This window comes from Aeromonas sp. S15(2024) (assembly GCF_041402265.1).
GTDB lineage: Bacteria > Pseudomonadota > Gammaproteobacteria > Enterobacterales > Aeromonadaceae > Aeromonas > Aeromonas dhakensis.
Genome location: NZ_JBGLQY010000010.1, coordinates 91,251 through 112,017 on the forward strand (window position 1 = coordinate 91,251; position 20,767 = coordinate 112,017).

Sequence of the window (20,767 nt, forward strand, 5' to 3'; positions counted from 1 at the left end):
GTTGTTTCGGCAAACACCCCATCCCGGCAGCAATGTCAGGTGGGTGCCATGCCCTCGATCCGCTGGCGTTGCAGCCGCACCTGCGGGTGTGCAAAGTTCAGGTGATAGAGCGAGTGGCCGGCATGCAGGGTCACCTCGGTGGCGTGAGTGGCCACGAAGGAGGGGGAGCGTTCGGCCAGCAGTGCCAGCCCCTGTTCGAAGAACTGCAGCATGGAGAGACCCATGCCGTGCTCCATGTTGCGGATGAACTCGCCATCGACACTCGACTCGTCGAACAGGATCAACTCGGCGTTGAAACCCCGTGCCAGCATGGCGCGCGCCATGGCCAGTTTGGCATCGGCAGGGGCGATGGCGTCATGAATGGCGTGCACCATCAGACAGAAGGTCTGCGTGCCTCCCTGTGCGGCCATCTGATCGAGCTGGGAGGCACTAAATGCCCGGATGATGAAGGCATCCACATCGAACTCGTGCGGGTGCCCGGCCACCATCCGCCAGGGGGAATCCACGCACAGCGCCAGCTCCACCCCGCCTTGCAGGCTGCACTGGTACTCCACCGCACCGATGTCCCGTCCCACTACATAGGCCAGGTTGGGCTCGGCCCAGGAGGAGTTGTCAAACAGGGCGCGGACATAGCCGGGGCGAAACTTGTTGACCAGCTGCGCCAGATAGCCGCCGTAAGAGGAGCCGACCAGTATCAGGTTGTCGCGACTGCCGCCGTAACGGAGCATCGCATCTTCGATAGCATTGAGGATGTCGAGGGCGGCCATTACCCCGAAGTTCTGGTAGGCCCCATCAGGCGGTATCAGCAAGCCGTGAAAGCGCAGTGGCGCCGCCGGTTGCAAGGTGTCCAGCGCACGCAGCAGTGCGGCATCGGACGTCGTGGCGGGCAACCCCAGCAGGGCGAGTGCACGCACACGCTCATCAGGCAGCAAGGAGATGACCGCCCCCACCGCCGGGCGCGAACGCATGCAGAAATAGTCGACACAAAGCGCCGCCATGCCGTGCTGCGCGGCCACCTTCTCGCAAAAGACCTGGCTGTAGGCCCCAAGATCACCGCCAAAGCCCGGGATATAGACCACCAGACCACTGCTGGCCTGCTCGGCCCCATGGATCCGGTAGCGCACCTGACGCTCGCCGCACAACCCCAGTTCGACGTCGGGATGACCGGCCACTTCGTGTTCGTAATAAGACATGCTGCCAACCTTGTTGAAAGGCCATGCCATGGGCATCGCCTCGACCATGTCAGTTGGGGTCCTGATTATCCTTGCCCCACTCCCTGAACCTGGGAGCATGCGGCATAAAGAGCGCCGATGGAATCTTATTTCTTCTGCTCACCCCATGCGGGACGCTCGCTGCCGGGTAATTCCCCTATCTCAACCCCTTGAACAACAGCAACAGGGCAAAACCGGTGAACATCACCGCCGACAGCCGGTTGATCCCCCTGGCGAAGCGTTCGCCATAGCCTTGCGCCCCCACCCAGTGAAACACCAGACAGTAGCCGCCATGCACCACCAGCACCACGGCGCTGAAGGTGACTGCCAGCAGCATGCACTGACCCAGCGCCCCGTGTTGAAAGTCGATGAACTGGGGGAACAGGCTGGTGAAGAAGATGATCGCCTTGGGGTTGAGCAGGCTGATGAGCGCCCCCTTGATGAAGCTGCGACGGCAATCCCGATCCGGCCCAGCCCCCGGCACCGGGCTCACCGCCCGCTGGCGCCAGGAGTTGAGCCCCAGATAGAGCAGATAGAGCGCGCCGCCCAGGGTGAGGATCTGCTGGCCCGCGGCCAGCCAGCGGGTGAACCAGAGCACCGCCAGCGAGGCCAGGCTCGCCACCAGCAGGATGCCCACCGCCACCCCGCAAAAGCCGGCGATGGCATGGCGAGCACCCCGGGTCAGGGTGTTGCCTATGGTGTAGATCACGGCGGGCCCCGGGCTCAGCACTGTGCCGATGGCGAGCAGCAGATAGAGGGCGTAATAGTCGAGCGTCATCGAGAGAGATTCCAGCTTGGATTGGCTGCCGCCCAGTATATTGACAGCCGCGACGCCAGCCAGACATAGTGGCGCCGGGCTTTATAAACCAGGAGTTTAGAGTGGATCGCTTGACCGCCATCGAGATCTTCGTCGAGGTTGCCCGGGCGGGCAGTTTCGCCGCCGTGGCGGAGCGCTTCGCGATGACGCCGGCCATGATCGGCAAGTACATCAAGTGGCTGGAGGCCAGGGTCGGCTCCCGCCTGCTCAATCGCAACACCCGTTGCCAGAGCCTGACCGAGGCGGGCCAGGAGTACCTCGCCGGCTGCCAGAACCTGTTGCAACACTACCGGGAACTGGAGCAGAACACCCTGGCCAATACCGGCCAGGCGGCGGGCAGGATCCGCATCAACGCCCCCGTCACCTTCGGCAGCTACCGGCTGACGCCGCTGCTGTGCCGCTTCATGGAGCGCTACCCGCAGATCCGCATCGAGCTGGATCTGTCGGATCGGCTGGTGGACGTCATCGGCGACGGCTTCGACCTCATCTTCCGGATCGGCCAGCCCAAGGATGCCGGCTACATCGCCCGGCCACTGACCAGCACGGACTCGGTGTTTTGCGCCTCGCCAGACTATCTGCAACGCCACGGCACTCCCCTCACGCTGGCGGATCTGGCCAGCCACCACTGCCTGGGATTCAGCCCCTGGCTCGGCCAGTCGCGCCTGGCCGAGGCCTTTCCCCTCGAACAGCTGCACCTGTGGGACAGCCCCTTCATCAGCAACCACGGCGGCGCCCTCAAGGTGGCCGCCCTCAACCACGCCGGCATCCTGCTGCAGCCGCGCGCCCTGCTGAGCGAGGAGCTGGCGCGCGGCACCCTGCAGGAGATCCTGGCGGATGCCCTGCCCGCCCCGCGCCCGGTCAACCTGCTCTACCCGGCCAGGGAGCCGCTGCCACTGCGCCTGCGGCTGCTCATCGACTACCTGATCGAGCAGCGCCACCAGCTGTAGGGGGCAAGCCTATTCGCCGCGCTGCTTCACCCGGCGCAGATAGACATAGCCCTCCCCCGGGCTGCCCCAGCGCTGATGAGCATCGGTGTCGTAGGCCCGATCCAGCAGTCGCACGCTGTGGGGGCCGATCCAGAGGTACTGCACCAGGGTGCTGGCGCCGCCGAAATTGGTGGAGCAGCTGCCCACCTTGCTGTGGCCGGCATACTCCCCCGACGGCTGGCGAGTCAGCCAGATCTCGCAGCCCTGGCGCAGGGAGAGTTGTTGCGGGGTGAGGGAGTCGAGCAGCTCGGGCCGGCGCCAGGCACCGGCGAAGTCGATGGCTCGCGGCATGGTCAGCTCGGCCATCAGGATGCGGCCATCGGGCACCAGCGAGAAGCGATAGATGCGCTGGCGAAACGGGCGCACCGCCCGCTCGGTCAGGAACTGCTCGGCATAGACCCAGCGAAAGCCCTTGTAGCCGGGCCAGATCTCCACCAGCCGCAGCTCGGCGCTGGTGAAGCGGCTGTCGTAGCTGGCCTGCTCGCGGCTGGAAAACTCGCCGGTAAACCAGGAGAGCAGCGGCTCCATGCTGGCAGGCTGCGTCGTGGTGGTGCTGTCAGGGGGCGTGGTGACGAAGGGGCCGGGTGCCGCCCAGGCCAGGCAGGAGAAGAGCAGCCCCCACAGGGCCGCCATCAGGCTGGTCATCGAATCCTTCCGAATCAGTGTCATGGCGGCGATTATATGAGCGAACGGCGTCAATATCCGCAACCTTGATCAAATGATTGCCGATCCGAAACAAAATCATCGTATTAGCGTCATGTCCCGGCAATCGGGTAGCCATCGACGTCAGGCTGGACCCTGCCTGAACACCCCGCATTCTGTCCTTGTGGGCGCTCTTTGAATCGGTTATCTCTCTTGCCATGCCCTGCGCAGCGGATGCCAGGGTCGGACAAGCAGCGCAATCAGGAGCAAGAGATGAAGAGAGCCGTAATCGCGGGCATGGTGGCCATTCTGCTGAGTGGCTGCGCGGTGAAGAACCAGGTCTCCCACAGCCTGCAGGCGATCCCGCTGACCGCCTTCCAGCAGAGTGAAAGCAACCCCAACCAGCGCATCTACAAGGAGTCCGGTGTGGATCTGCGCCAGTACCATCAGGTGCTGCTCGATCCGCTCCAGTTTATCCGGCAGGAAAATGGCCAGTGGTACCTGCTGACCGCCAACGAGCAGAACGAGATCGGCCGCTACTACCACGCCACCTTCCAGCGCGAGCTGTTGAATCACGGCGTCAGGATTGCCACTGCCCCCGGCCCCGGCGTGCTGCGGGTGCAGGCCGCCATCACCAACTTCGACCTGACCCGGCCAGACCCCAAGCTGCGGGATCTGCTGCCCGCCAAGATCGCCATCAACGTCACCCGTGAGGTGATCGGCAAGGAGCCCTATCTGCTCAGGGTGGGCAGCATGGCCCAGCTGCTCGACTCCCAAAGCGGCAAGCTGCTGGTGCGGGTGATGGATGCACGCGAGAGCCCGGACACCACCCACAAGGAGAGCCCCATCACCGCCGGCGAGATGGCGAAGATGATCGACCAGTGGGCCGCGGCCCGCGCCAAGCAGCTGGCCGACAACCTGGGTCGCTGAACAGGCCGGCCGCCACCCAAAAGGGGGGCTTTTGGAGCCATGACAGCTGCGTTATCGCCCGAATGTTGATAAGGTCATTACTTTATTGGCTGGAGAAAACGAGATGAAAAAAGCGCTGTTTCCCATTCTGGTTGCCGGCCTGCTGAGCGCCTGCAGCATGGCTCCGCAGCAGCAGGAGTGCGCCCCCATGGCTGGCGGATGGCATAGTCAGCCGTTGCCGAACGCAGAGGCCGAAGCGGCGCTGGCCAGCGTGCTGGCGCGCATGAACACCTCCGCCAGGCTGGAGCGCATTCTCGAGGTGCGCAGCCAGGTGGTCTCCGGGATCAACTACGACATCGCCTTCCGGCTCGACAACGGCGAGGTGTGGAATACCCGCGTCTATCGGGATCTCGCCGGCCACTACCAGATGACCCGGCCGGCCGCCCAGGGGGAATTGCCCGCCATGCCTTGCGTCAAGGCCAAGTAGCCCCGACCATCGGGCCCCTCGCCAGAGGGGCTCATCTGACCAGCAAATCTCTGCTGTTCTCCCCGCACTCCGGCAGTCAGGATGACCCTTCCCGTGACCACATCCCCATAGAAAAGGAACCACTATGACCCGTCACCCCAGCATCAAGCACTGGCGCGAGCTGCAGGAGCCCGAACCCGGCCGCTACTCCGGCAGCCAGGAGCCGCTCTCTCTGGGCAGTGCCCTCGGCAGACACTACGGCTTTGCCCGTCTCGGCATTCACCACGAGCTGCTGCCGCCGGGTCGGCGCACCAGCTGGCCTCACGCCGAGGAGACCGAGGACGAGTTTGTCCACGTGCTGGAAGGCACTCCGGACGTCTGGCTCGACGGTGTGCTCCATCGGCTGCAACCCGGCGACTCGGTCGGCTTCAAGGCGGGCGACGGGCTGGCCCACACCTTCATCAACAACACCGATCAGCCGGTGCGGCTGCTCTGCGTGGGCGACACCGATCGGGCGGACAACCACATCCACTACGCCCTGCACCCCGAGCGTAACCGCTTCATCGGTGAGCGGCACTGGGATGCGGTGCCCGAGCGCGAGCTGGGGGATCACGACGGCCTGCCCGACCAGCTGCGCGAGCGCAACGGCCCCTTCTAGGGCGCCGCGGCCGGCCTCTGGTCGGCAAGCGGACACAACCGACTATCCTTGATGGACCCAAGGCAACGAGGAAGAGAGATGAAGACAGGAACAGTGCGACTGCATCGGGTGCTCAAGGCGCCGCCGATGCGGATCTACCGGGCCTTTATCGAGGCCGATGCGCTGGCCAAATGGCTGCCACCCCACGGCTTCACCTGCCAGGTGGAACAGCTGGAGGCCAGGGTCGGCGGCCACTTCCGGATGGCGTTCACCCAGTTCGGCAACGGCCACAGCCACGCCTTTGGCGGCGAATACCTGGAGCTCGAACCGGGCAAGCGCATTCGCTACACCGACAGCTTCGACGACCCCAACCTGCCGGGGGTGATGCACGTGACCGTGATCCTGACCGGGGTGGTGTGCGGCACCGAACTCGTCATCGTGCAGGAGGGGATCCCCGCGGCCATCCCGGTGGAGATGTGCTATCTCGGCTGGCAGGAGTCCCTAGCCCAGCTGGCGGCCCTGGTGGAGCCGGAGATCCCGCCGGGCTGAGTGACACCCACGAAAAAGCCTGCCAGCCGGCAGGCTTTTTTATTGCTGGCAGCCTAGACGCGCCAAACCACCATCCAGGCTCAGCGGCCGGTGGCCTTGTCCAGCGGGAAGGCAAAGAGATCGCGGCGATAGGTCTCGACCACCAGGCTGAACGGCACGCCATCCCCCCGTGAGAGGATGGCCCTATGCTGCAGCACCCGCTCGGGGATCGCCAGCGGCTGGTCACTGCTGGTGAGGGTGGGCATCTGCATCTCCCAACCGGCCGGCAGGGGTGCCCACAGCAGGGTGGAAGAGAGGGTCCGGCGGCTGAAGTTCAGCGCCTTGACGGCCAGGCCAAACGGGGTATCGCTGGTGTCGAGGAGCCGGTTCATCTCCGGTGTGAGGCGGCTTTTCACGTACCAGTTGTCCGCTTCGGAGAAGACATGATCGCCGCAGGCGAGCTGTACCCGACGATAACCGACGGGCTCGTCGGCCGCGATCTTGAGCTGCTCGCGGACGGCGGCATCGGCCGGTTTGCGGGTATCCTGATCACGCAGGGCGCGGATGCGCGGCTCACCGGCCATCCGGTGGTCGGCGCACCAGTTCTGCAGGGTGACGGTGGCGCTCGGGTTGCTAAGCAGGGTGGCATTGAGGGTCTGCAGCAGCGCCTGCGCCTTGAGACGGGTGACGGGGGTGTCGGGCCAGCTTGCGGCGACGCTTTCCTGCGCCTGCGCGGCGCCATGGCACAGCAAGGCCGCCAGCATCATTACTCGGATCTTCATGTTTCTCTTACCCTTTCTACTTTGACGCCGGATTGTAACCGCGCGAGGGCCGAAGACCACGCCTTTATGCCCAGAGCCGTCGCCGGCGACCATGCAGCTAGATCTGGCTCGCCCTCCGTTCGCGGATAAAAAAAGCCTGCCAGGAGGCAGGCTTTTTTGCACCAGAGCCCGGCTTATTGCAGCTTGATGGCGCCCAGGTAATCTCCCTTGCCGAGCTCGACCCCGGCCTGGCGCAGCAGGGCATAGGTCATGGTGAGGTGGAAGTAGAAGTTGGGGATGCCGTATTCGTGCACGCAGGTGTGGCCGTCCATTCCCTTGCCACCGGCCCAGTAGGGGGTGTAGTGGCCGCTCGCATACTGGCTGAAGTCGGCATCCAGCTTGCTCTGCAGATAGGTGAGGGTCTTGGCCACATGGGCGCGCAGATCCGCCATGGTCTTGGGGTCATCCCCCAGCACCGGCGGCTCGCTCTGGCTGGCAGTGGCCACCACGGCGCGGGCGCTGTCGCAGCAGATCAGCACCTGCTTGGCCAGCGGCAACATGTCGACGATCAGCCGCTCATTGAAGAAGTTCTCCACGTTGAACTTCTTGGCGGTGGCATGGGCCTCGGCCTTGGCCAGACAGTGGTCGAGGTTGGTCAGCATCTTGATAAACTGGGCGGCGATCTCACGATTCATAATGCGCTCTCGGTTGGTTGAAGGCGGTTGCACGAGCGGCATCCACTATAGCGTATCCCCCCGTTTGTTCGAGCCCGCCCCCGCAAAATGCCGGCCCCGGCCAGCTGCCCAGCGACAGGATTGGACGGCCCCTGCGGCTGCCGATATGCCGAGGCCCTCTTTGGCTCTTTTTTGATCTGTGACATGCATCACTCTTTGGCAGGGGCGTAGGCTGATTCGCGCAGCCCGGGCATGTCGCCGGGCACCATCAAAGGAGAGTGCCATGAAAATCTATGACCGAAACCGCAATGCGCTGACACCGGGTCAGCGGGTGATGATCGCCGCCACCGGCGCCGTCGACGTACTGAAAGAGGCCCACACCGACAACCTGACCCCCTATCAGGCCGAGCACGAGCAGTGCGTGCTGCTGGCCAACTCCCGGGAGCGCTATGCCCCCATCGAGTTGATTAGACTAGGCTGATACCCCGCGTTACCTGTCACCCTACTCTTTACAATTCACCCGGCCGCCGCGCCCCGTTGGGGCCGGGTTTCTGCGCTCTACCTCCATCTCCACACCGCGTCATGGGAGCATGCACGCTATCGACACGGGGATCGCCATGAACAAGGTGTGGCTCAACCCCTTCCACTACATCTACTCACCTGTACGAACTACCCTCATCGGGGTGCCACATAACAAGGAGAGTGAATCATGTACGGGAAAATCCTTCTGATCGTCTGTCTGTTATTACAGGGTTGTACCAATACTCCTCAACGCCGGCTTGCATCGGCAGAAAAGCAATTGAGTACGGATGGTGAAACCACCATGCTGTATCACTCTGTTCTTTATTATCCGGATGAACTGAGTTTGCGTTTTGATGGTTATCTGATTGGCGTGGAAAAAAGCCCGCGTGATCTGGTCTCTACACCGCAAAGCGTGAAGGTCAGTACACCCTCAGAGAAGACCTTGAAAACATCAACAGACGCGTTATTAAACCAACCAAAGTTGTTGTATATCTCGCATATTCTGCGAGAGCAGGCCCAGCCCCAATCCGCCGAAAACCATACCTGTGCCTTGTATAACCTTTATCAACGATTGGAGCCCGCACAATCCCAGCTGGTTGAACCCTGCGCCGAGCAGAATATGCTACCGATGGCCACCACGCATCGGCGTTGCCAGGATAAAGAGGTCTGCGGTTATGACGACAGTTGGGATGCGCTGAAGCTGTTAAAACAGAGCATGATTCAGCGCCTGATGACGCAGGCCAATACAGGCAAGCCTTACAGCGACATTGTGGTCATTGTCATGGGCTGGAATACGGTGCAAGAAGAGGCCATTCGCAACTTCAACTCCATCATGCTCAATGTGAAACGCAGTGCCCCTGCCGATTTCAATCCCCTGGTTATCGGTGTCACCTGGCCTAGCCAATGGAGCAGCAGTTGGGTTGAACCGGTTTATCGACTCACCAGCTTCCCCACCAAGGCAGGCGACGCCGACGAACTCGGCCTGAGCTGGCTGGGTGTGCTGATACAGCAGACACTGCCGGAAGTAAAAGCCGCATTGCCTCAAGCCCAGCAAGCGCAACTCACGACCTCGCTGATTGGCCATAGCTTTGGCAGCCGTGCTTCCAATGTGGCCGCCTGCTTTGGTCCGGCCATTTATCAGGATCACTACCAGCCCCCCACTGCGGGCATTGATAACCTGATCAACCTGCAAGGAGCCTTTAAACTGACCCGGCTAACCGATAACGCCACATCGACCTCAGCGACGGTGTTTTGTCCTCTGGTCAAGCAGGTAGCGCTGACAGCATCGATCAATGATCAGGCCATGAACAAGGCGCCCGGGGGAGGCTATGCCGGCGATGCCAGGAGCTATGCAGAGATTTGCTCCAATACCAACACCCTTATTCACTGCGCCTTCGCCGATCATCACGGTAACCTGTTCGGTGTCAGCGGCCCAGCCCGCAGCAACATCACCTATATCGAGGCGAGCAGCCTCATCAGTGAGAACGCCTATTTAAGTGGTGGTGGCGCGCACAGTGACATCTATCGCAAAGAACATGGCCGTCTGATTTATCAGCTGATGCGACAGGGAAAAACTCCCCCTCTTGATTGAGGGAGCAGAGCAGGATTCATACAGAGCCCGCCTGTCTGCTGCGCCATATCGTTCCGGCGGGTGATCACAACACCTCACCCGCCACCATCAAGGACCTCAAGAGACTGGTGCGATGGCGCTGGCCGGGATCCAGCCAGATTGTCCTTGATCGTTATGTACCCAGAGCCAGCCTGCCAACTCCCACTCCACCCGTACCCACTCCCCCGCCGCCACGTCCAGCTCCCGGGCGGTATAGTCCTGACGCGCCTGTGCCTCCTCGGCGCCGATCGGGGTCAGCAGGGACAGGGGCGCCCACCCCTCGTTGCCGTCTGCGGTAAAAGTGCGCACCCAGCCCGGAAACTCGTCATCTTCGTGGCCGATGCGCACCCACTCTCCGGCCCGAAAGGCGATGGGATTGGGGTAACAGGTGTGGTGCGCCGTGGTGATCAACGCCAGCATTGTCTCGTCCTCCGACAGGTTCTGATGAGTAACGCCCAGAGTCATACCACAAGCAGGGCACAGTTGCGTCAACCGGGCTCACACCCTCTGGCAGAGGGCGATCTCCCCCGGGCGGGCCGACGGCTTTGATCCCCACGATTCATTACTATCAGTGAATTTTCATATCAACAGAGCGCCATTTCAGTGAACACATCACCGCCCTAGACTGCTTCTCGAACCTTAACGAGGAGTCTTGTATGAAACTCACCCATATTACTTTGCTGGCCGGCACCATCGCCTCGACCCTCTCTTTCAACACCTTCGCCGGTGACCTGGTCTCGGTGCAGTTCAGCGATGGCCGCCCCGCCGTGACCGGAGTCGAGGCGGTCAATAAAGCGCTCAACCCCATCGGCGTCAACGTGATCACCGTCGACATCCCCGACGCAGCCAGGCCGCTGCTGGAGGCCTCCTACCGCCGCGCGTTGACCAAAGCGGAGCACGGCGCCCTGATTGCGGCCTTCAACCTGAGTCAGGGGGAGCTGCTGGAGCAGGCCAGGCTAGCAGGGCGTGCGCCCGCGGTGCAGGGGGGCGGCGTCGCCACCGAAGAGACAGGCGTCGGCCCCTACCCCAAGGTCTATGACCTGATGGCGCTGGACGAGCGCACCCGCAGCGCCGTGCTCGGCAAATATGGCCGCATGCACGTCAACTCTGCAGAGGATGGCACCGACATCGACGAGGTGATGACGGTGGTCAGCGGCGGGCCGTTCCGCTGGGGCTTTACCCTCAAAGACGGCAGCATCGCCCGCTTCCAGATAGACAAGGTGGGCCTTGAGGACAAGGCCGTGCGGATCAGCTATCACGGGCTCGGCATGCACGCCGGGCTGATGGATGCCAAACAGGGGCTGCTGGTGGCCTTCGCCCACGGTCCAAAGGAATTCACCATGCGCTACCAGGCCGACGTGCCCCACGCCCAACTGCTCGGCACCAACCCCTGGGCCGATGTCGGCATCAGCCTGCCTCCCGCACCGGGCAAGGTGCAATAAGCCACCACGGCACCAGGCGGTCGGGTCAAGGCCCTGCCGCCCTGGTTGCACCTCTCTGTTACCTGGCGCCCGGCGAGCCGGATTGGGTGAATTCACCGCGCCATGATGGCACCATCATTTACCAGTGGTGAATTATCGGAGGCAGGATGAACAAGATCACGGCGCTGAACGTCTTTCGCCGGGTGGTGGAGATGGGCACCTTCAGGGCGGCGGCAGATGACCTGCATCTCTCACAGGCGGCGGTCAGCAAGAACATCAACGAGCTGGAAGCCTATCTCGGCATTGCGCTGATCAACCGCACCACCCGGCGGCTGAGCGTCACCGAAGCCGGCATGACCTATTACCGCCAGATTTGCGCCGTGCTGGACGGCCTGGAGGCCGCCGACCAGTCCATCATGGCCACCTCTTTCACCCCCAGGGGCAGGCTGAGGATCGGCATGCCCATGTCCTACGGACTGATCCGGCTCAACCCCCTCGTCTGCGAGTTTCAGCGCCGCTATCCGGCGATCGGTATCGAGGTGATCCTGAGCGACGCCTATATGGACCTGGTGGATCAGGGGCTGGATGTGGTGATCCGGGGGGCTGGCACCCTGGAGGACTCCACCCTGCGCGCCAAACCCCTGTGCCAGGTGCAGCGGGTGCTGTGCGCCGCCCCCGATTACCTGAAGGAGGCGGGTCAGCCCGCCCACCCGGAGGATCTCAAGGCCCACAACTGCCTGCGCTACAGCCTCTCAGCTTCCCCCGGCAAGTGGTGCTTTAGCCGGGCAGAGGAGAGCGTGACTGTGGACGTGCGCCCTGCCAGCTTCTGCGCCAACAACGGCATCGCCCTCAAACAGGCGGCAGTGCAAGGGCTTGGGGTGATCCTGGTGCCACACGAGTTCGTGGCAAGCGAACTGGCGGACGGCACCCTGGTCAAACAGCTCCCCGACTGGCAACCCCACCCACACGCCCTGTTCGCCGTCTACCCCTTCCACAAGGAGCAGTCCCCCAACGTGCGGCTCTTTATCGAATTTATCGTCAAGGCGTTTCAGCTTAGGTAGCCCGACAGGCGGATGCCTGTTGGAACCCGCCTGCATGTAGGTTCGATTAGCGAAGCGTAATCGGACGTTCGTGGAATCGGACGATCGCGTCATCGATCGCTCCCTCTGGCTACCTCCCGCCGTCCAGGATGACGCCCCCTGCCTGTGTTGCCGATGTATCCGCAAATAGCCGCCTGCCAAGCTGGCGGATCAGCAGCAGCGGCGACAACAGGGTGAGCAGCAGCCAGTGGGTGTGGGGCAGGATAAAGCTCCAGATGATCTCGTGAGGTAGCCAGGTCGACGCGGTTGCCGTCATAAAGGCGATGTCATAGGTCTCCCACAACCAGAGCCCGGCAAAGAGCGGCAACAACAGCGGGCGGGGTGTCAGCAAAAACAGCGGCAAGTAAACACAGGCGAGTACGGCGCTGAACTCCAGCATGGCCGGGGTCAGCTCAGCCAAGGTATGACTGGGGGAGAGACCGCTCCATTGGACAGGCGTCCCCTCGGCCAGTGCAGGCCACCAGGATGCGTATTGAAACAGGGTAAACGAAATCAGAAACAGCAGGCTGGTCAGCAGCGCCAGCGCCGTTTTTCGCAACAGCCAGCGCCCCATCCGGCGCAGTGTCGGCATCCACTTAGACATCAATGACTCCCATCTGGTGACGAGGCAGTATGCCTTGGCTGGCGGCGTGATCAAAGCCGCCCTGCAGACTCTCTTGCCTACGCCCACACGCTTTTCTGCCTCCGAGTTACAGCCAAGACCGGCATGTTGGTTCGATTGGCCAAGCGTCATCGGGCATATGGGAAGCTAGACGGGTGCCCGCATCTGAAGATGCGTCATTCGTTGATACCCTGCCTGGGTGATTGTTGATTTACCAGCTTCGTGCGAGACTCAATTTCGCGTTATCCAGGGACAATTGAGACCAGTGTGGACAACGTCGCCTTGACGCCCCCTCTCTCCTGACAAGCCGAGAGGCCAGGGCCAAAAACAGGCCCATTCCATGATGGGGCAGCAAAACAGTCATCAGGACATGACGAGGGTACAGGGCTCAATGACATGAAGCAGGAGCCTGCAAGATCGTCCCCTCTCCATGACCAGACACAGGGGAGCAAACATGAAGGATCAGGCTGCAACCGTACTCTGCTTTGAGCATGTCACCATCGCGAGAGACTGCATGGACACGCTCCAGGCGTTGGGGTTTAACGTGATTCGCATCGCCTATTCTGCCGAGGTGTTTACCAGGCTGCCATTTCTCAATTTTGATTACCTTTTCAGCATCAACTTCAACCCCCTTCTCTCTCAAGCGGCCGAAGCGTTGCGCAAGCCCTACATTGCGTGGGTGGTCGATACACCCTGCTATGGCATGCATCATGACGCCATCTCCAATCCCCTCTCCTTCACGTTTGTCTACGACCTTGCCGTAGCAAGCAGGCTCAAGGAGCGGAGCAAGGGCAACGTCTACTACCTGCCGGTCGCCGTCAACGAGCAGCGCCAACTGCCAGCCGAGCCGGGTTATGATCACGATATCTCCTTCATCGCCAACCTGACCCCACCGGAATACCAGACCCACATCAAGCCACGGCTGGCCCCCGGACCGCTGCAAACGCTGGAAGAGCTGATTGGGCACATCGATGCGCACCTAGAGGGGCGGCCCCTGGCTGCACAACTCACGGAATCTCATATACGGCTTGTGAAAGAGGTGTATCCGCTGAGCGGGCTACCCTACCTGAGCGAATATGAAAAACTGGCCTATCTGCTGGGCCGCGAACACTCCTATCGGGAAAGGGTGTCCTGTATCCAGGCTCTGGCGGCCCGGTTTGAACGGGTCGCCGTGTACGGAAACCCGGAGTGGGCAACACACACGCAGAGCTATTGCGGATACGCAGAACATTACCAAGCGATGCCACGCCTGTTTCAACGCAGCAGGATCAACCTGAATCTGGTGCGCAGTTTCGTCGAGTCGGGGCTCCCCATGCGGGTGTTTGATATTCTTGGCGCCGGTGGATTCATGGTGACCAACGACAAGGAGGATCTGCATCATCTCTTCACCCCGGGCAAGGATCTGGTGATCTTCCGCGACAAGCAGGATCTGCTGGAGATCTGTCGCTATTACCTGCACCACGAGGAAGAGCGCGCCGCCATCGCCGCCCATGGGCAACAGACGGTGCTGACCCACCACACCTATCGAGCGCGCCTGATCAGCTTGTTCCAGACCGTCCAGAGTGAGCTGGCAAGCATGCAACACCCTGACGTAAAAGCACATTCGAATAACTGACGGCCATGTTTGATATCAGACGGTGAGTGGCCATACCCTCTGTCAGCCCGTGCAGGTTCGATCAGCGAGGTGTAATCGAACCTAAGTCCCTGGCCTGCGTAGCGTCAGCATCCATTTAGACATCAATGACAAGCGGTATGCCGCGGTTCGCTGCACCGTCCAAGTGCCGCACCATGCCGGTTAATTGCCGGAATATTGAATCCCGTCACACCGGCAGCGGTTTGAGTGGTTGCCCGGCCACAAAGCCTCATGCGAACCTTTAAATCCCGTTAACCCACTAAAACCAAACACTATGTTCAGGCAAATAATGATGAGTGCTGCCCTGCTGTCGGCGGCGCTGCTTTCCGGTTGTGCTTCCGTACCCATGGCCGATGCCACCGCAGATGCGCAGGCCAAGCAGTTTGTGGCGCCCAAGGATGCGGCCAACCTCTATATCTATCGCAACGAAACCTTCGGTGCGGCGGTGAAAATGCCGCTGCTGGTGGATGGTATGGCAGTCGGCGACACCGTGGCCCACAGCTATATCCTCAAGCGGGTGACGCCGGGCAGCCACACCATCACCTCCAAGTCGGAGAACGATGCCACCCTGACCCTCAGCACCGAGGCGGGTAAAAATTACTACGTCTGGCAGGAGGTCAAGATGGGCCTGCTGATGGCCCGCTCCAAGCTGAGTCAGGTCAGTGAAGAGGAAGGCAAGCAAGGGGTGATGGAGAGCAAGCTGGTTAAGTAATCTGATACCTGTGCCGAACAAACAGGGCGTAGCGTTACCAGCTACGCCTTGCTCAGAAAGGTGGGTGTCCCATATTTCCTGTCCGTGTAGGTTCGATTAGCGAAGCGTAATCGGACGATCGCGTAATGGAACATCCGCGTCATCATGGCCTGCAAGCAGATAGAAGTGAGGCAAGGCTATGCTTGGCTTTTCGGCCGAGGCGAGAGGAAGGGCATGGCCAATTGGCGGCGGGCATGGTGGCCCGGCGGAACCTGGTTCTTTACCGTCAACCTGCTGGAGCGGCGCAACAACCGGTTGCTGGTGGAGCAGATCGACCTGCTGCGCCACAGCGTTGCCAAGGTGCAACAGGCTCACCCCTTCGCCATTCACGCCTGGGTGGTGTTGCCCGACCATCTCCACTGCATTCTCTCATTGCCGGAGGGGGACACCGACTTCCCCCTGCGTTGGCGGCTGATCAAAAGCCACTTTTCTCGCGCCTTGCCGGTGAACGAGCGCCGCAGCCAGACCCGGCTACGCCACGGGGAGCGGGGCATCTGGCAGCGCCACTACTGGGAACACCTGATCCGGGATGAGCGGGATTACCGCCACCATATGGATTATGTCCATATCAACCCGCTCAAGCATGGTCATGTCACCCGGGTGGCCGATTGGCCGTATTCCACCTTCCATCGTTACGTGGCGAGCGGCGTCTATCCGCAGGATTGGTGCGGGTCGGTAGAGGGGACGTTGGGGGGATTGGAGTAAACCTCTCAAGGGTCATGCCCTTGTGAACGTCCGATTACGCGATCTACGGGCTATCTAGTAGTCATAGATGCAGTAAATACGATCGAATCTTCCTAACGTTAAATCCTCTCGGTGGACAATAAAATTCAACCGCATAGAGTGCTCACTATAGAGGACTTTGAGCAGCACCAGATAATCTTCGGCATTGCCGCCTAATTCAGCCGCAGCGTGAAGTTCGGGGGCTTTATAGCGACTATCACCATGGCTGTTAATGCTGGCGATACCATCATAATACGGCAGCGGCTGCTCGGGGACGAGCAATGCCTGTAAGTTGGGTGACTGCCAGTCGGTATTAGCCCATTGCGATTGAGTGAGAATCTGACCAGGGATAAACCCGTGCTCATTCAATTGTATCAGCTCATAGCCCTTGAGCTGCTCTTGCCACTCTGGTGCCAATTCATCATCTACAACCTCAAGGGCCTCCAGCACCATGGCTTGTTGCGGTTCTGGTAGCGCTTGTAAACGAGCCTTGGCTAACCCTACTAAATGCGGGTTGTCATTATTAATCATGTCAGTGGCTATCATCTTAATGCTAGCAATCCCCTGAAGTTGATAAGCCGCCTCATACTCATAATTTGCACAGACAGCCTCGTCGAACTTAGGTTCGACAATCGTTTTCCCAGAGTTAAGCTGCTGATCTTCAGCGACATAATAGACATGGCCGCGAAGCATTTCCGAGAATCGCCAGCGCTCCAAAAAGAATAACAGTCGCCCTTCTCGGGGCAAGTAAGATTGAAACGCCTTCAGTTCGCTACAATTGATTTGTGCGATAAATTGCATGGGCACACGAAAGGCCTGCGCCGCCTCGTCCCAATCCCAAAGATGCGCCTCATCAGCCTCCCAGTCGTCCTGCCAGTCCTCCCGCCAATGCTCATTAATAAACTCGCGAGTATGACCAAAGCTCTCAACATAGCCATCCAGCATCTCCTCCCTTCCAACCAAAGTCACCGGATAATCCATGCCGACAGGCAAATCCGGCAATCCACCCAATCGGCTGTTACCTAACTGGGCATAGTCTTCGTTTGCGCAGGGATAGAGGTCGACACTACTGCGCATAAACGCCGAGAGAACGTTGGCAAGCTTGGGGTCTTTAAACTGTGCCAGCTTTTGCTCGAGCAACTGCTGACGAATGGGGGAATTTTCTGCTAACAACATATCCATATTTACCTCACCAAAAAAATTATTATGCCCCCCCTGCCTTTGGTAACCCGGTCACTTGGTAGTGGGATCGATAGGCCACAGTTTGCTAATTGCCCTATGATCTTCTCCGCTTGGGATCAATCAAATAACGGGCTCATAGGCTCAAATAGCGAATCACATTCGGACGATCGCGTCATTAAATATGTTGCGATAACGGATATAACCAACCCGGCCTAAAGCCGGGTTGGTTATATCAAAAGACGGAAGAAATCAGAGCGCACCCAATCTGGCATACGCAGTCACCAGCCACTTGGCGCCGACGTCGTTGAACTGGATCTGCCCCCGGCTCTGCTGGCCGAGCATGATGCCGCTGGCTTCGAAGATCTGTTGCACTTCGTTCTGACTAAAACGGCCGTGCAGGAACACCAAAGTCAGAGGCTGGCACGGTATTGATCCCCCTCCAATCCGCCGAGGGGAAGGCACAAGGTCAGGAGCGCCATCAGGGATGATGGCGCAGCCGCAGCGGGGCATGGATGCCCCATCTGCGGCGCTCCGTCCGACCTTGTGACTGACCCGAGGGCAACCGCGAAGCGGTCGGATTGGTGGGGGAGAAGACCTTTGGTGACTTTGGGTCTTTCCAAAGTCACTCGCCCAAGCCCGAAGGGCGGGCGAAACCCTGTCGAGGGCCATGCCCTCGCGTCCTGCACGGCGCCAGCCGTGCCATCAGAAAGCGCCCCTCATCCCCAACCCTTCTCCCGCAAGGGGAGAAGGGAGCAAAGACGATCTCGGAAACAGGCCCCTCTCCCGCCATGGGAGAAGGAAGCAAAGACGATCTCGAGAACAAGCTCCTCTCCCACCATGGGAGAAGGAGGCAAAGACTATCTCGGGGATGAACCCCTCTCCCGTTGGGAGAGGGTCAGGGTGAGGGGATTAAAGCGCCTCCAATCTCGCATACGCCGTCACCAGCCACTTGGCGCCGACGTCGTCGAACTGGATCTGCACCCGGCTCTGCTGGCCGACCCCTTCGAAGTTGAGCACAATCCCTTCCCCGAATTTCGGATGGAGCACCCGCTGGCCCAGCTTGATGCCGCTGACGTCAAAGCTCTGCTGCACCTCGTTCTGGCTAAAGCGGCCGTACTGGGTGGGGCGGCTGACCTGGGTGCGCAGCCGGATCTCTTCCAGACACTCGGCGGGCATCTCGCGGATAAAGCGGCTCGGCTTGTGGAACATCTCGCGGCCGTAGATGCGGCGGCTCTCGGCATAACAGATGTAGAGCTTCTCCATGGCGCGGGTCATGCCGACGTAACAGAGGCGGCGCTCCTCCTCCAGGCGGCCCGACTCCTCGGTCGATTGCTGGCTGGGGAACATCCCCTCTTCCACCCCCACCAGCAGCACCAGGGGATATTCCAGCCCCTTGGCGCTGTGCAATGTCATCAGTTGCACCGCATCGGCGTATTCGTCCGCCTGATTCTCGCCGGATTCCAGCGCCGCGTGGGCGAGGAAGGCGGAGAGATCGCTCATGTCTTCCAGCTCGTCCGGGCGCTGGTACTGGCGGCAGGCGGTGACCAGTTCGTCCAGGTTCTCTACCCGCGCCTGGGATTTCTCGCCTTTTTCCGCCAGATACATCGCCTTGAGGCCGGAGTTCTGGATGGCGATATCCGCCTGCTGGTGCAGCGGCAGCAGGGAGACCTGCTCCTCCAGCGCGTCGATCAGCTCGACAAAGCCGCGCACCGCGTTGCCGGCACGGCCGGTCAGCACCTTGTCGTTGAGCAGCGCCTTGGCCGATTGCCACAGGTTCTGGCCCTGATCGCGAGCGTTGTTGCGCAATATCTCCAGGGTGCGATCGCCGATGCCCCGGGTCGGGGTGTTGACCACCCGCTCGAAGCTGGCGTCGTCACCACGGTTGTTGATGAGGCGCAGGTAGGCCATGGCGTCTTTGATCTCCTGGCGCTCGAAGAAGCGCAGGCCGCCGTAGATGCGGTACGGCATGGCGTCCTGCATCAGCGCCTCTTCCAGCACCCGCGACTGGGCGTTGGAGCGATAGAGGATGGCGCAGTCGGCGAGCAAACCGCCCTTCTCTTTCCAGTCCTTGAGACGGCCGACCACGAAGCGGGCCTCGTCCACCTCGTTGAAGGCGGCATAGAGCGAAATCGGCTCGCCCTCGGCCCCCTCGGTCCACAGCTCCTTGCCAAGGCGCTCGGCATTGTTGGCGATGACGCTGTTGGCCGCTTTCAGGATATTGGCGGTGGAGCGGTAGTTCTGCTCGAGGCGGATGGTTTCGGCCCCCTGATAGTCGGTCAGGAAGCGCTGGATGTTCTCTATCTTGGCGCCGCGCCAGCCGTAGATGGACTGGTCATCGTCGCCGACGATCATCACCTTGCCGGTGTCGCCAGCCAGCATCCGCAACCAGGCGTACTGGATGCCGTTGGTATCCTGGAACTCGTCCACCAGGATGTTCTGGAAGCGGTCGCGGTAGTGCTCGAGGATGTGCGGCTTGTTGAGCCACAGCTCGTGGGCGCGCAGCAGGAGTTCTGCGAAGTCCACCAGCCCGGAGCGATCGCAGGTCTCCTGATAGGTCTTGTAGATCTGCTGATAGGTGCGGGTGACGGGGTCGCCATAGAGGTCGATGTCGCCGGGGCGCAGCCCTTCATCCTTCTTGCCGTTGATGTAGCCCATCACGGCGCGCGGGGCCCAGTGCTTCTCGTCGAGGTTGAGCGCCTTGAGCACCCGACGGATCAGCCGGTACTGGTCGTCGGAGTCGAGGATCTGGAAGTCCTGCGGCAGCCCCGCATCCAGATGGTGGGCCCGCAGCAGGCGGTGGGCGATGCCGTGGAAGGTGCCGATCCACATGCCGCGCACGTCGTCGCCTATCACTTTTTCGACCCGGCCGCGCATCTCGGCCGCCGCCTTGTTGGTAAAGGTCACCGCGATGATGGAGAAGGGTGAACAGCGTTCCACCTGCATCAGCCAGGCGATACGGTGCACCAGCACCCGGGTCTTGCCCGAACCGGCACCGGCCAGTACCAGCAGGTTGCAACGGGGGGCCGCCACCGCGTCTCTTTGCTTGTCATTGAGCCCGTCGAGCAGGGTTGAAACGTCCATCACCACTCCTGTTTATTTATACAGGCGGGGATTATACGGCCTGAGCCGCCAGAGACCAACCGGCAGGATCAACGAAGGGGGCGGTGATAGTCACGGTATTGGCCCAGTACCTCACCGGAAAAGCTGAGCAGCCGGGCGCGGGGGGCATCCAGCACCTGCTGGACGGGATCAAATCGAAGTGAAGCGGCCAGCATGCGCCCCTCAGGCAGGGTCACTTCCGTGTTCCCCATCATCAGCATGCCGTCCTGATAATGCCCATGCTCGAAGCGCACGATGACGGCACCCACCATCAAGGTGCCCTGCTTGAGCTGCAGTGATGCTCGTTGCATCTCTCGCAACGCAAACAGACTGGACAATGACGGACGCCCGCTGGGCATCCGCTGCAAGTATTCGTGGGTGGTCAATTGATATTGCAACTGACCCTGACGATCGAAGACACGCTCCCGATAATCGGTGTAGCGCGTCAGCATGCCGGCAGCCTGTGCCACCGGCATCCACAACAGGAGCGCTCCC

24 protein-coding genes are annotated in these 20,767 nt (G+C 61.0%); 13 read left to right on the plus strand and 11 right to left on the minus strand.

Features of this window, described 5'->3' with window-relative positions:
• Positions 1 to 35: 35 nt before the first annotated feature.
• Positions 36 to 1,241 carry a DUF2920 family protein gene (locus ACB033_RS18160; protein WP_162519971.1) on the minus strand — a complete coding sequence of 402 codons (1,206 nt, stop codon included), beginning with the start codon at positions 1,239 to 1,241 and terminating at the stop codon, positions 36 to 38.
• Positions 1,242 to 1,368: 127 nt separating this feature from the next.
• Positions 1,369 to 1,989, minus strand: coding sequence for a LysE family translocator (locus ACB033_RS18165; RefSeq protein ID WP_005307702.1), 621 nt, complete (start codon positions 1,987 to 1,989; stop codon positions 1,369 to 1,371).
• A 101-nt stretch (positions 1,990 to 2,090) separates the two neighbouring features.
• Here ACB033_RS18165 and ACB033_RS18170 point away from each other — a divergent pair, with 101 nt between their 5' ends.
• Entirely contained in the window at positions 2,091 to 2,975 is an 885-nt protein-coding gene (locus ACB033_RS18170) for a LysR family transcriptional regulator (RefSeq protein ID WP_139726268.1), read from the plus strand.
• A gap of 9 nt (positions 2,976 to 2,984) precedes the next feature.
• Here ACB033_RS18170 and ACB033_RS18175 read toward each other — a convergent pair whose 3' ends face one another.
• A complete protein-coding gene (locus tag ACB033_RS18175; RefSeq protein ID WP_005307696.1) occupies positions 2,985 to 3,659 on the minus strand; it encodes a chromophore lyase CpcT/CpeT in 675 nt (224 codons plus the stop codon).
• A gap of 270 nt (positions 3,660 to 3,929) precedes the next feature.
• On the opposite strand from ACB033_RS18175, the gene ACB033_RS18180 reads away from it, so the two are divergent.
• The 4 genes from ACB033_RS18180 (at position 3,930) to ACB033_RS18195 (ending at position 6,217) form a co-directional block, all read left to right on the plus strand.
• Positions 3,930 to 4,586, plus strand: a complete 657-nt coding sequence (locus tag ACB033_RS18180; RefSeq protein ID WP_139726269.1) for a DUF3313 domain-containing protein — start codon at positions 3,930 to 3,932, stop codon at positions 4,584 to 4,586.
• Positions 4,587 to 4,689: 103 nt separating this feature from the next.
• Positions 4,690 to 5,052: a cystatin domain-containing protein gene (locus ACB033_RS18185; protein ID WP_139726270.1), complete on the plus strand. Its 363-nt coding sequence runs from the start codon at positions 4,690 to 4,692 to the stop codon at positions 5,050 to 5,052.
• Positions 5,053 to 5,176: 124 nt separating this feature from the next.
• Positions 5,177 to 5,689 carry a cupin domain-containing protein gene (locus ACB033_RS18190; RefSeq protein WP_017783328.1) on the plus strand — a complete coding sequence of 171 codons (513 nt, stop codon included), beginning with the start codon at positions 5,177 to 5,179 and terminating at the stop codon, positions 5,687 to 5,689.
• Between the two features lie 78 nt (positions 5,690 to 5,767).
• Positions 5,768 to 6,217, plus strand: a complete 450-nt coding sequence (locus ACB033_RS18195) for an SRPBCC family protein (protein ID WP_005307686.1) — start codon at positions 5,768 to 5,770, stop codon at positions 6,215 to 6,217.
• An 80-nt stretch (positions 6,218 to 6,297) separates the two neighbouring features.
• Here ACB033_RS18195 and ACB033_RS18200 read toward each other — a convergent pair whose 3' ends face one another.
• Together ACB033_RS18200 and ACB033_RS18205 are read right to left on the minus strand one after the other, a co-directional pair.
• Positions 6,298 to 6,963 carry a hypothetical protein gene (locus ACB033_RS18200; protein WP_139726292.1) on the minus strand — a complete coding sequence of 222 codons (666 nt, stop codon included), beginning with the start codon at positions 6,961 to 6,963 and terminating at the stop codon, positions 6,298 to 6,300.
• A gap of 188 nt (positions 6,964 to 7,151) precedes the next feature.
• The gene (locus ACB033_RS18205) at positions 7,152 to 7,652 is read right to left on the minus strand and encodes a DUF1993 domain-containing protein (protein ID WP_139726271.1); all 501 of its coding nucleotides are present in this window, start codon (positions 7,650 to 7,652) and stop codon (positions 7,152 to 7,154) included.
• A 262-nt stretch (positions 7,653 to 7,914) separates the two neighbouring features.
• On the opposite strand from ACB033_RS18205, the gene ydfZ reads away from it, so the two are divergent.
• The 3 genes from ydfZ (at position 7,915) to ACB033_RS18220 (ending at position 9,744) form a co-directional block, all read left to right on the plus strand.
• Entirely contained in the window at positions 7,915 to 8,112 is a 198-nt protein-coding gene (gene ydfZ / locus ACB033_RS18210; RefSeq protein ID WP_010635475.1) for a putative selenium delivery protein YdfZ, read from the plus strand.
• Positions 8,113 to 8,221: 109 nt separating this feature from the next.
• Positions 8,222 to 8,362 carry a hypothetical protein gene (locus ACB033_RS18215; protein WP_162519972.1) on the plus strand — a complete coding sequence of 47 codons (141 nt, stop codon included), beginning with the start codon at positions 8,222 to 8,224 and terminating at the stop codon, positions 8,360 to 8,362.
• On the plus strand, positions 8,341 to 9,744 hold the full coding sequence (locus ACB033_RS18220; protein WP_026141223.1) for a hypothetical protein: 1,404 nt from the start codon (positions 8,341 to 8,343) through the stop codon (positions 9,742 to 9,744). The genes ACB033_RS18215 and ACB033_RS18220 overlap by 22 nt, the downstream gene beginning before the upstream one ends.
• 96 nt (positions 9,745 to 9,840) lie before the next feature.
• On the opposite strand, the gene ACB033_RS18225 is transcribed toward ACB033_RS18220, so the two are convergent.
• On the minus strand, positions 9,841 to 10,182 hold the full coding sequence (locus tag ACB033_RS18225; RefSeq protein ID WP_139726272.1) for an SH3 domain-containing protein: 342 nt from the start codon (positions 10,180 to 10,182) through the stop codon (positions 9,841 to 9,843).
• Positions 10,183 to 10,418: 236 nt separating this feature from the next.
• On the opposite strand from ACB033_RS18225, the gene ACB033_RS18230 reads away from it, so the two are divergent.
• On the plus strand, positions 10,419 to 11,204 hold the full coding sequence (locus ACB033_RS18230) for a hypothetical protein (protein ID WP_139726273.1): 786 nt from the start codon (positions 10,419 to 10,421) through the stop codon (positions 11,202 to 11,204).
• Between the two features lie 146 nt (positions 11,205 to 11,350).
• Complete coding sequence (locus ACB033_RS18235; protein ID WP_139726274.1) at positions 11,351 to 12,244, plus strand: LysR family transcriptional regulator; 894 nt, start codon at positions 11,351 to 11,353, stop codon at positions 12,242 to 12,244.
• 109 nt (positions 12,245 to 12,353) lie between these two features.
• Here the strand turns inward: ACB033_RS18235 and ACB033_RS18240 are convergent, their stop codons facing one another.
• A complete protein-coding gene (locus ACB033_RS18240; RefSeq protein WP_162519974.1) occupies positions 12,354 to 12,836 on the minus strand; it encodes a hypothetical protein in 483 nt (160 codons plus the stop codon).
• A gap of 502 nt (positions 12,837 to 13,338) precedes the next feature.
• Between ACB033_RS18240 and ACB033_RS18245 the strand changes: the two genes are divergently transcribed.
• The 3 genes from ACB033_RS18245 to ACB033_RS18255 all read left to right on the plus strand — a co-directional run bounded on the left by ACB033_RS18245 (position 13,339) and on the right by ACB033_RS18255 (position 15,973).
• Entirely contained in the window at positions 13,339 to 14,499 is a 1,161-nt protein-coding gene (locus tag ACB033_RS18245) for a glycosyltransferase (RefSeq protein WP_139726276.1), read from the plus strand.
• Positions 14,500 to 14,791: 292 nt separating this feature from the next.
• Entirely contained in the window at positions 14,792 to 15,229 is a 438-nt protein-coding gene (locus ACB033_RS18250; protein ID WP_139726277.1) for a DUF2846 domain-containing protein, read from the plus strand.
• A 213-nt stretch (positions 15,230 to 15,442) separates the two neighbouring features.
• Positions 15,443 to 15,973, plus strand: coding sequence for a transposase (locus tag ACB033_RS18255; protein WP_139726278.1), 531 nt, complete (start codon positions 15,443 to 15,445; stop codon positions 15,971 to 15,973).
• A gap of 54 nt (positions 15,974 to 16,027) precedes the next feature.
• Here ACB033_RS18255 and ACB033_RS18260 read toward each other — a convergent pair whose 3' ends face one another.
• The 4 genes from ACB033_RS18260 to ACB033_RS18275 form a co-directional block, all read right to left on the minus strand.
• On the minus strand, positions 16,028 to 17,173 hold the full coding sequence (locus ACB033_RS18260) for a DUF1963 domain-containing protein (protein ID WP_099358843.1): 1,146 nt from the start codon (positions 17,171 to 17,173) through the stop codon (positions 16,028 to 16,030).
• Positions 17,174 to 17,422: 249 nt separating this feature from the next.
• Positions 17,423 to 17,545: a hypothetical protein gene (locus tag ACB033_RS18265; RefSeq protein ID WP_265342823.1), complete on the minus strand. Its 123-nt coding sequence runs from the start codon at positions 17,543 to 17,545 to the stop codon at positions 17,423 to 17,425.
• A gap of 537 nt (positions 17,546 to 18,082) precedes the next feature.
• Complete coding sequence (gene uvrD / locus ACB033_RS18270; RefSeq protein ID WP_139726280.1) at positions 18,083 to 20,254, minus strand: DNA helicase II; 2,172 nt, start codon at positions 20,252 to 20,254, stop codon at positions 18,083 to 18,085.
• Between the two features lie 68 nt (positions 20,255 to 20,322).
• Positions 20,323 to 20,724, minus strand: coding sequence for a hypothetical protein (locus ACB033_RS18275; protein WP_162519973.1), 402 nt, complete (start codon positions 20,722 to 20,724; stop codon positions 20,323 to 20,325).
• Positions 20,725 to 20,767 lie beyond the last annotated feature (43 nt).

What these genes read in the sequence shown, in the direction of transcription:
- ACB033_RS18230 (WP_139726273.1), top strand. Translation starts at nt 10,419, where the DNA reads ATGAAACTCACCCATATTACTTTGCTGGCCGGCACCATCGCCTCGACC.
- ACB033_RS18215 (WP_162519972.1), top strand. Translation starts at nt 8,222, where the DNA reads ATGCACGCTATCGACACGGGGATCGCCATGAACAAGGTGTGGCTCAAC.
- ACB033_RS18175 (WP_005307696.1), bottom strand. Translation starts at nt 3,659, where the DNA reads ATGACCAGCCTGATGGCGGCCCTGTGGGGGCTGCTCTTCTCCTGCCTG.
- ACB033_RS18180 (WP_139726269.1), top strand. Translation starts at nt 3,930, where the DNA reads ATGAAGAGAGCCGTAATCGCGGGCATGGTGGCCATTCTGCTGAGTGGC.
- ydfZ (WP_010635475.1), top strand. Translation starts at nt 7,915, where the DNA reads ATGAAAATCTATGACCGAAACCGCAATGCGCTGACACCGGGTCAGCGG.
- ACB033_RS18160 (WP_162519971.1), bottom strand. Translation starts at nt 1,241, where the DNA reads ATGGTCGAGGCGATGCCCATGGCATGGCCTTTCAACAAGGTTGGCAGC.
- ACB033_RS18205 (WP_139726271.1), bottom strand. Translation starts at nt 7,652, where the DNA reads ATGAATCGTGAGATCGCCGCCCAGTTTATCAAGATGCTGACCAACCTC.
- ACB033_RS18195 (WP_005307686.1), top strand. Translation starts at nt 5,768, where the DNA reads ATGAAGACAGGAACAGTGCGACTGCATCGGGTGCTCAAGGCGCCGCCG.
- ACB033_RS18245 (WP_139726276.1), top strand. Translation starts at nt 13,339, where the DNA reads ATGAAGGATCAGGCTGCAACCGTACTCTGCTTTGAGCATGTCACCATC.
- ACB033_RS18260 (WP_099358843.1), bottom strand. Translation starts at nt 17,173, where the DNA reads ATGGATATGTTGTTAGCAGAAAATTCCCCCATTCGTCAGCAGTTGCTC.
- ACB033_RS18250 (WP_139726277.1), top strand. Translation starts at nt 14,792, where the DNA reads ATGTTCAGGCAAATAATGATGAGTGCTGCCCTGCTGTCGGCGGCGCTG.
- uvrD (WP_139726280.1), bottom strand. Translation starts at nt 20,254, where the DNA reads ATGGACGTTTCAACCCTGCTCGACGGGCTCAATGACAAGCAAAGAGAC.
- ACB033_RS18165 (WP_005307702.1), bottom strand. Translation starts at nt 1,989, where the DNA reads ATGACGCTCGACTATTACGCCCTCTATCTGCTGCTCGCCATCGGCACA.
- ACB033_RS18275 (WP_162519973.1), bottom strand. Translation starts at nt 20,724, where the DNA reads ATGCTGACGCGCTACACCGATTATCGGGAGCGTGTCTTCGATCGTCAG.
- ACB033_RS18190 (WP_017783328.1), top strand. Translation starts at nt 5,177, where the DNA reads ATGACCCGTCACCCCAGCATCAAGCACTGGCGCGAGCTGCAGGAGCCC.
- ACB033_RS18225 (WP_139726272.1), bottom strand. Translation starts at nt 10,182, where the DNA reads ATGCTGGCGTTGATCACCACGGCGCACCACACCTGTTACCCCAATCCC.
- ACB033_RS18255 (WP_139726278.1), top strand. Translation starts at nt 15,443, where the DNA reads ATGGCCAATTGGCGGCGGGCATGGTGGCCCGGCGGAACCTGGTTCTTT.
- ACB033_RS18240 (WP_162519974.1), bottom strand. Translation starts at nt 12,836, where the DNA reads ATGGGGCGCTGGCTGTTGCGAAAAACGGCGCTGGCGCTGCTGACCAGC.
- ACB033_RS18200 (WP_139726292.1), bottom strand. Translation starts at nt 6,963, where the DNA reads ATGATGCTGGCGGCCTTGCTGTGCCATGGCGCCGCGCAGGCGCAGGAA.
- ACB033_RS18185 (WP_139726270.1), top strand. Translation starts at nt 4,690, where the DNA reads ATGAAAAAAGCGCTGTTTCCCATTCTGGTTGCCGGCCTGCTGAGCGCC.
- ACB033_RS18235 (WP_139726274.1), top strand. Translation starts at nt 11,351, where the DNA reads ATGAACAAGATCACGGCGCTGAACGTCTTTCGCCGGGTGGTGGAGATG.
- ACB033_RS18220 (WP_026141223.1), top strand. Translation starts at nt 8,341, where the DNA reads ATGTACGGGAAAATCCTTCTGATCGTCTGTCTGTTATTACAGGGTTGT.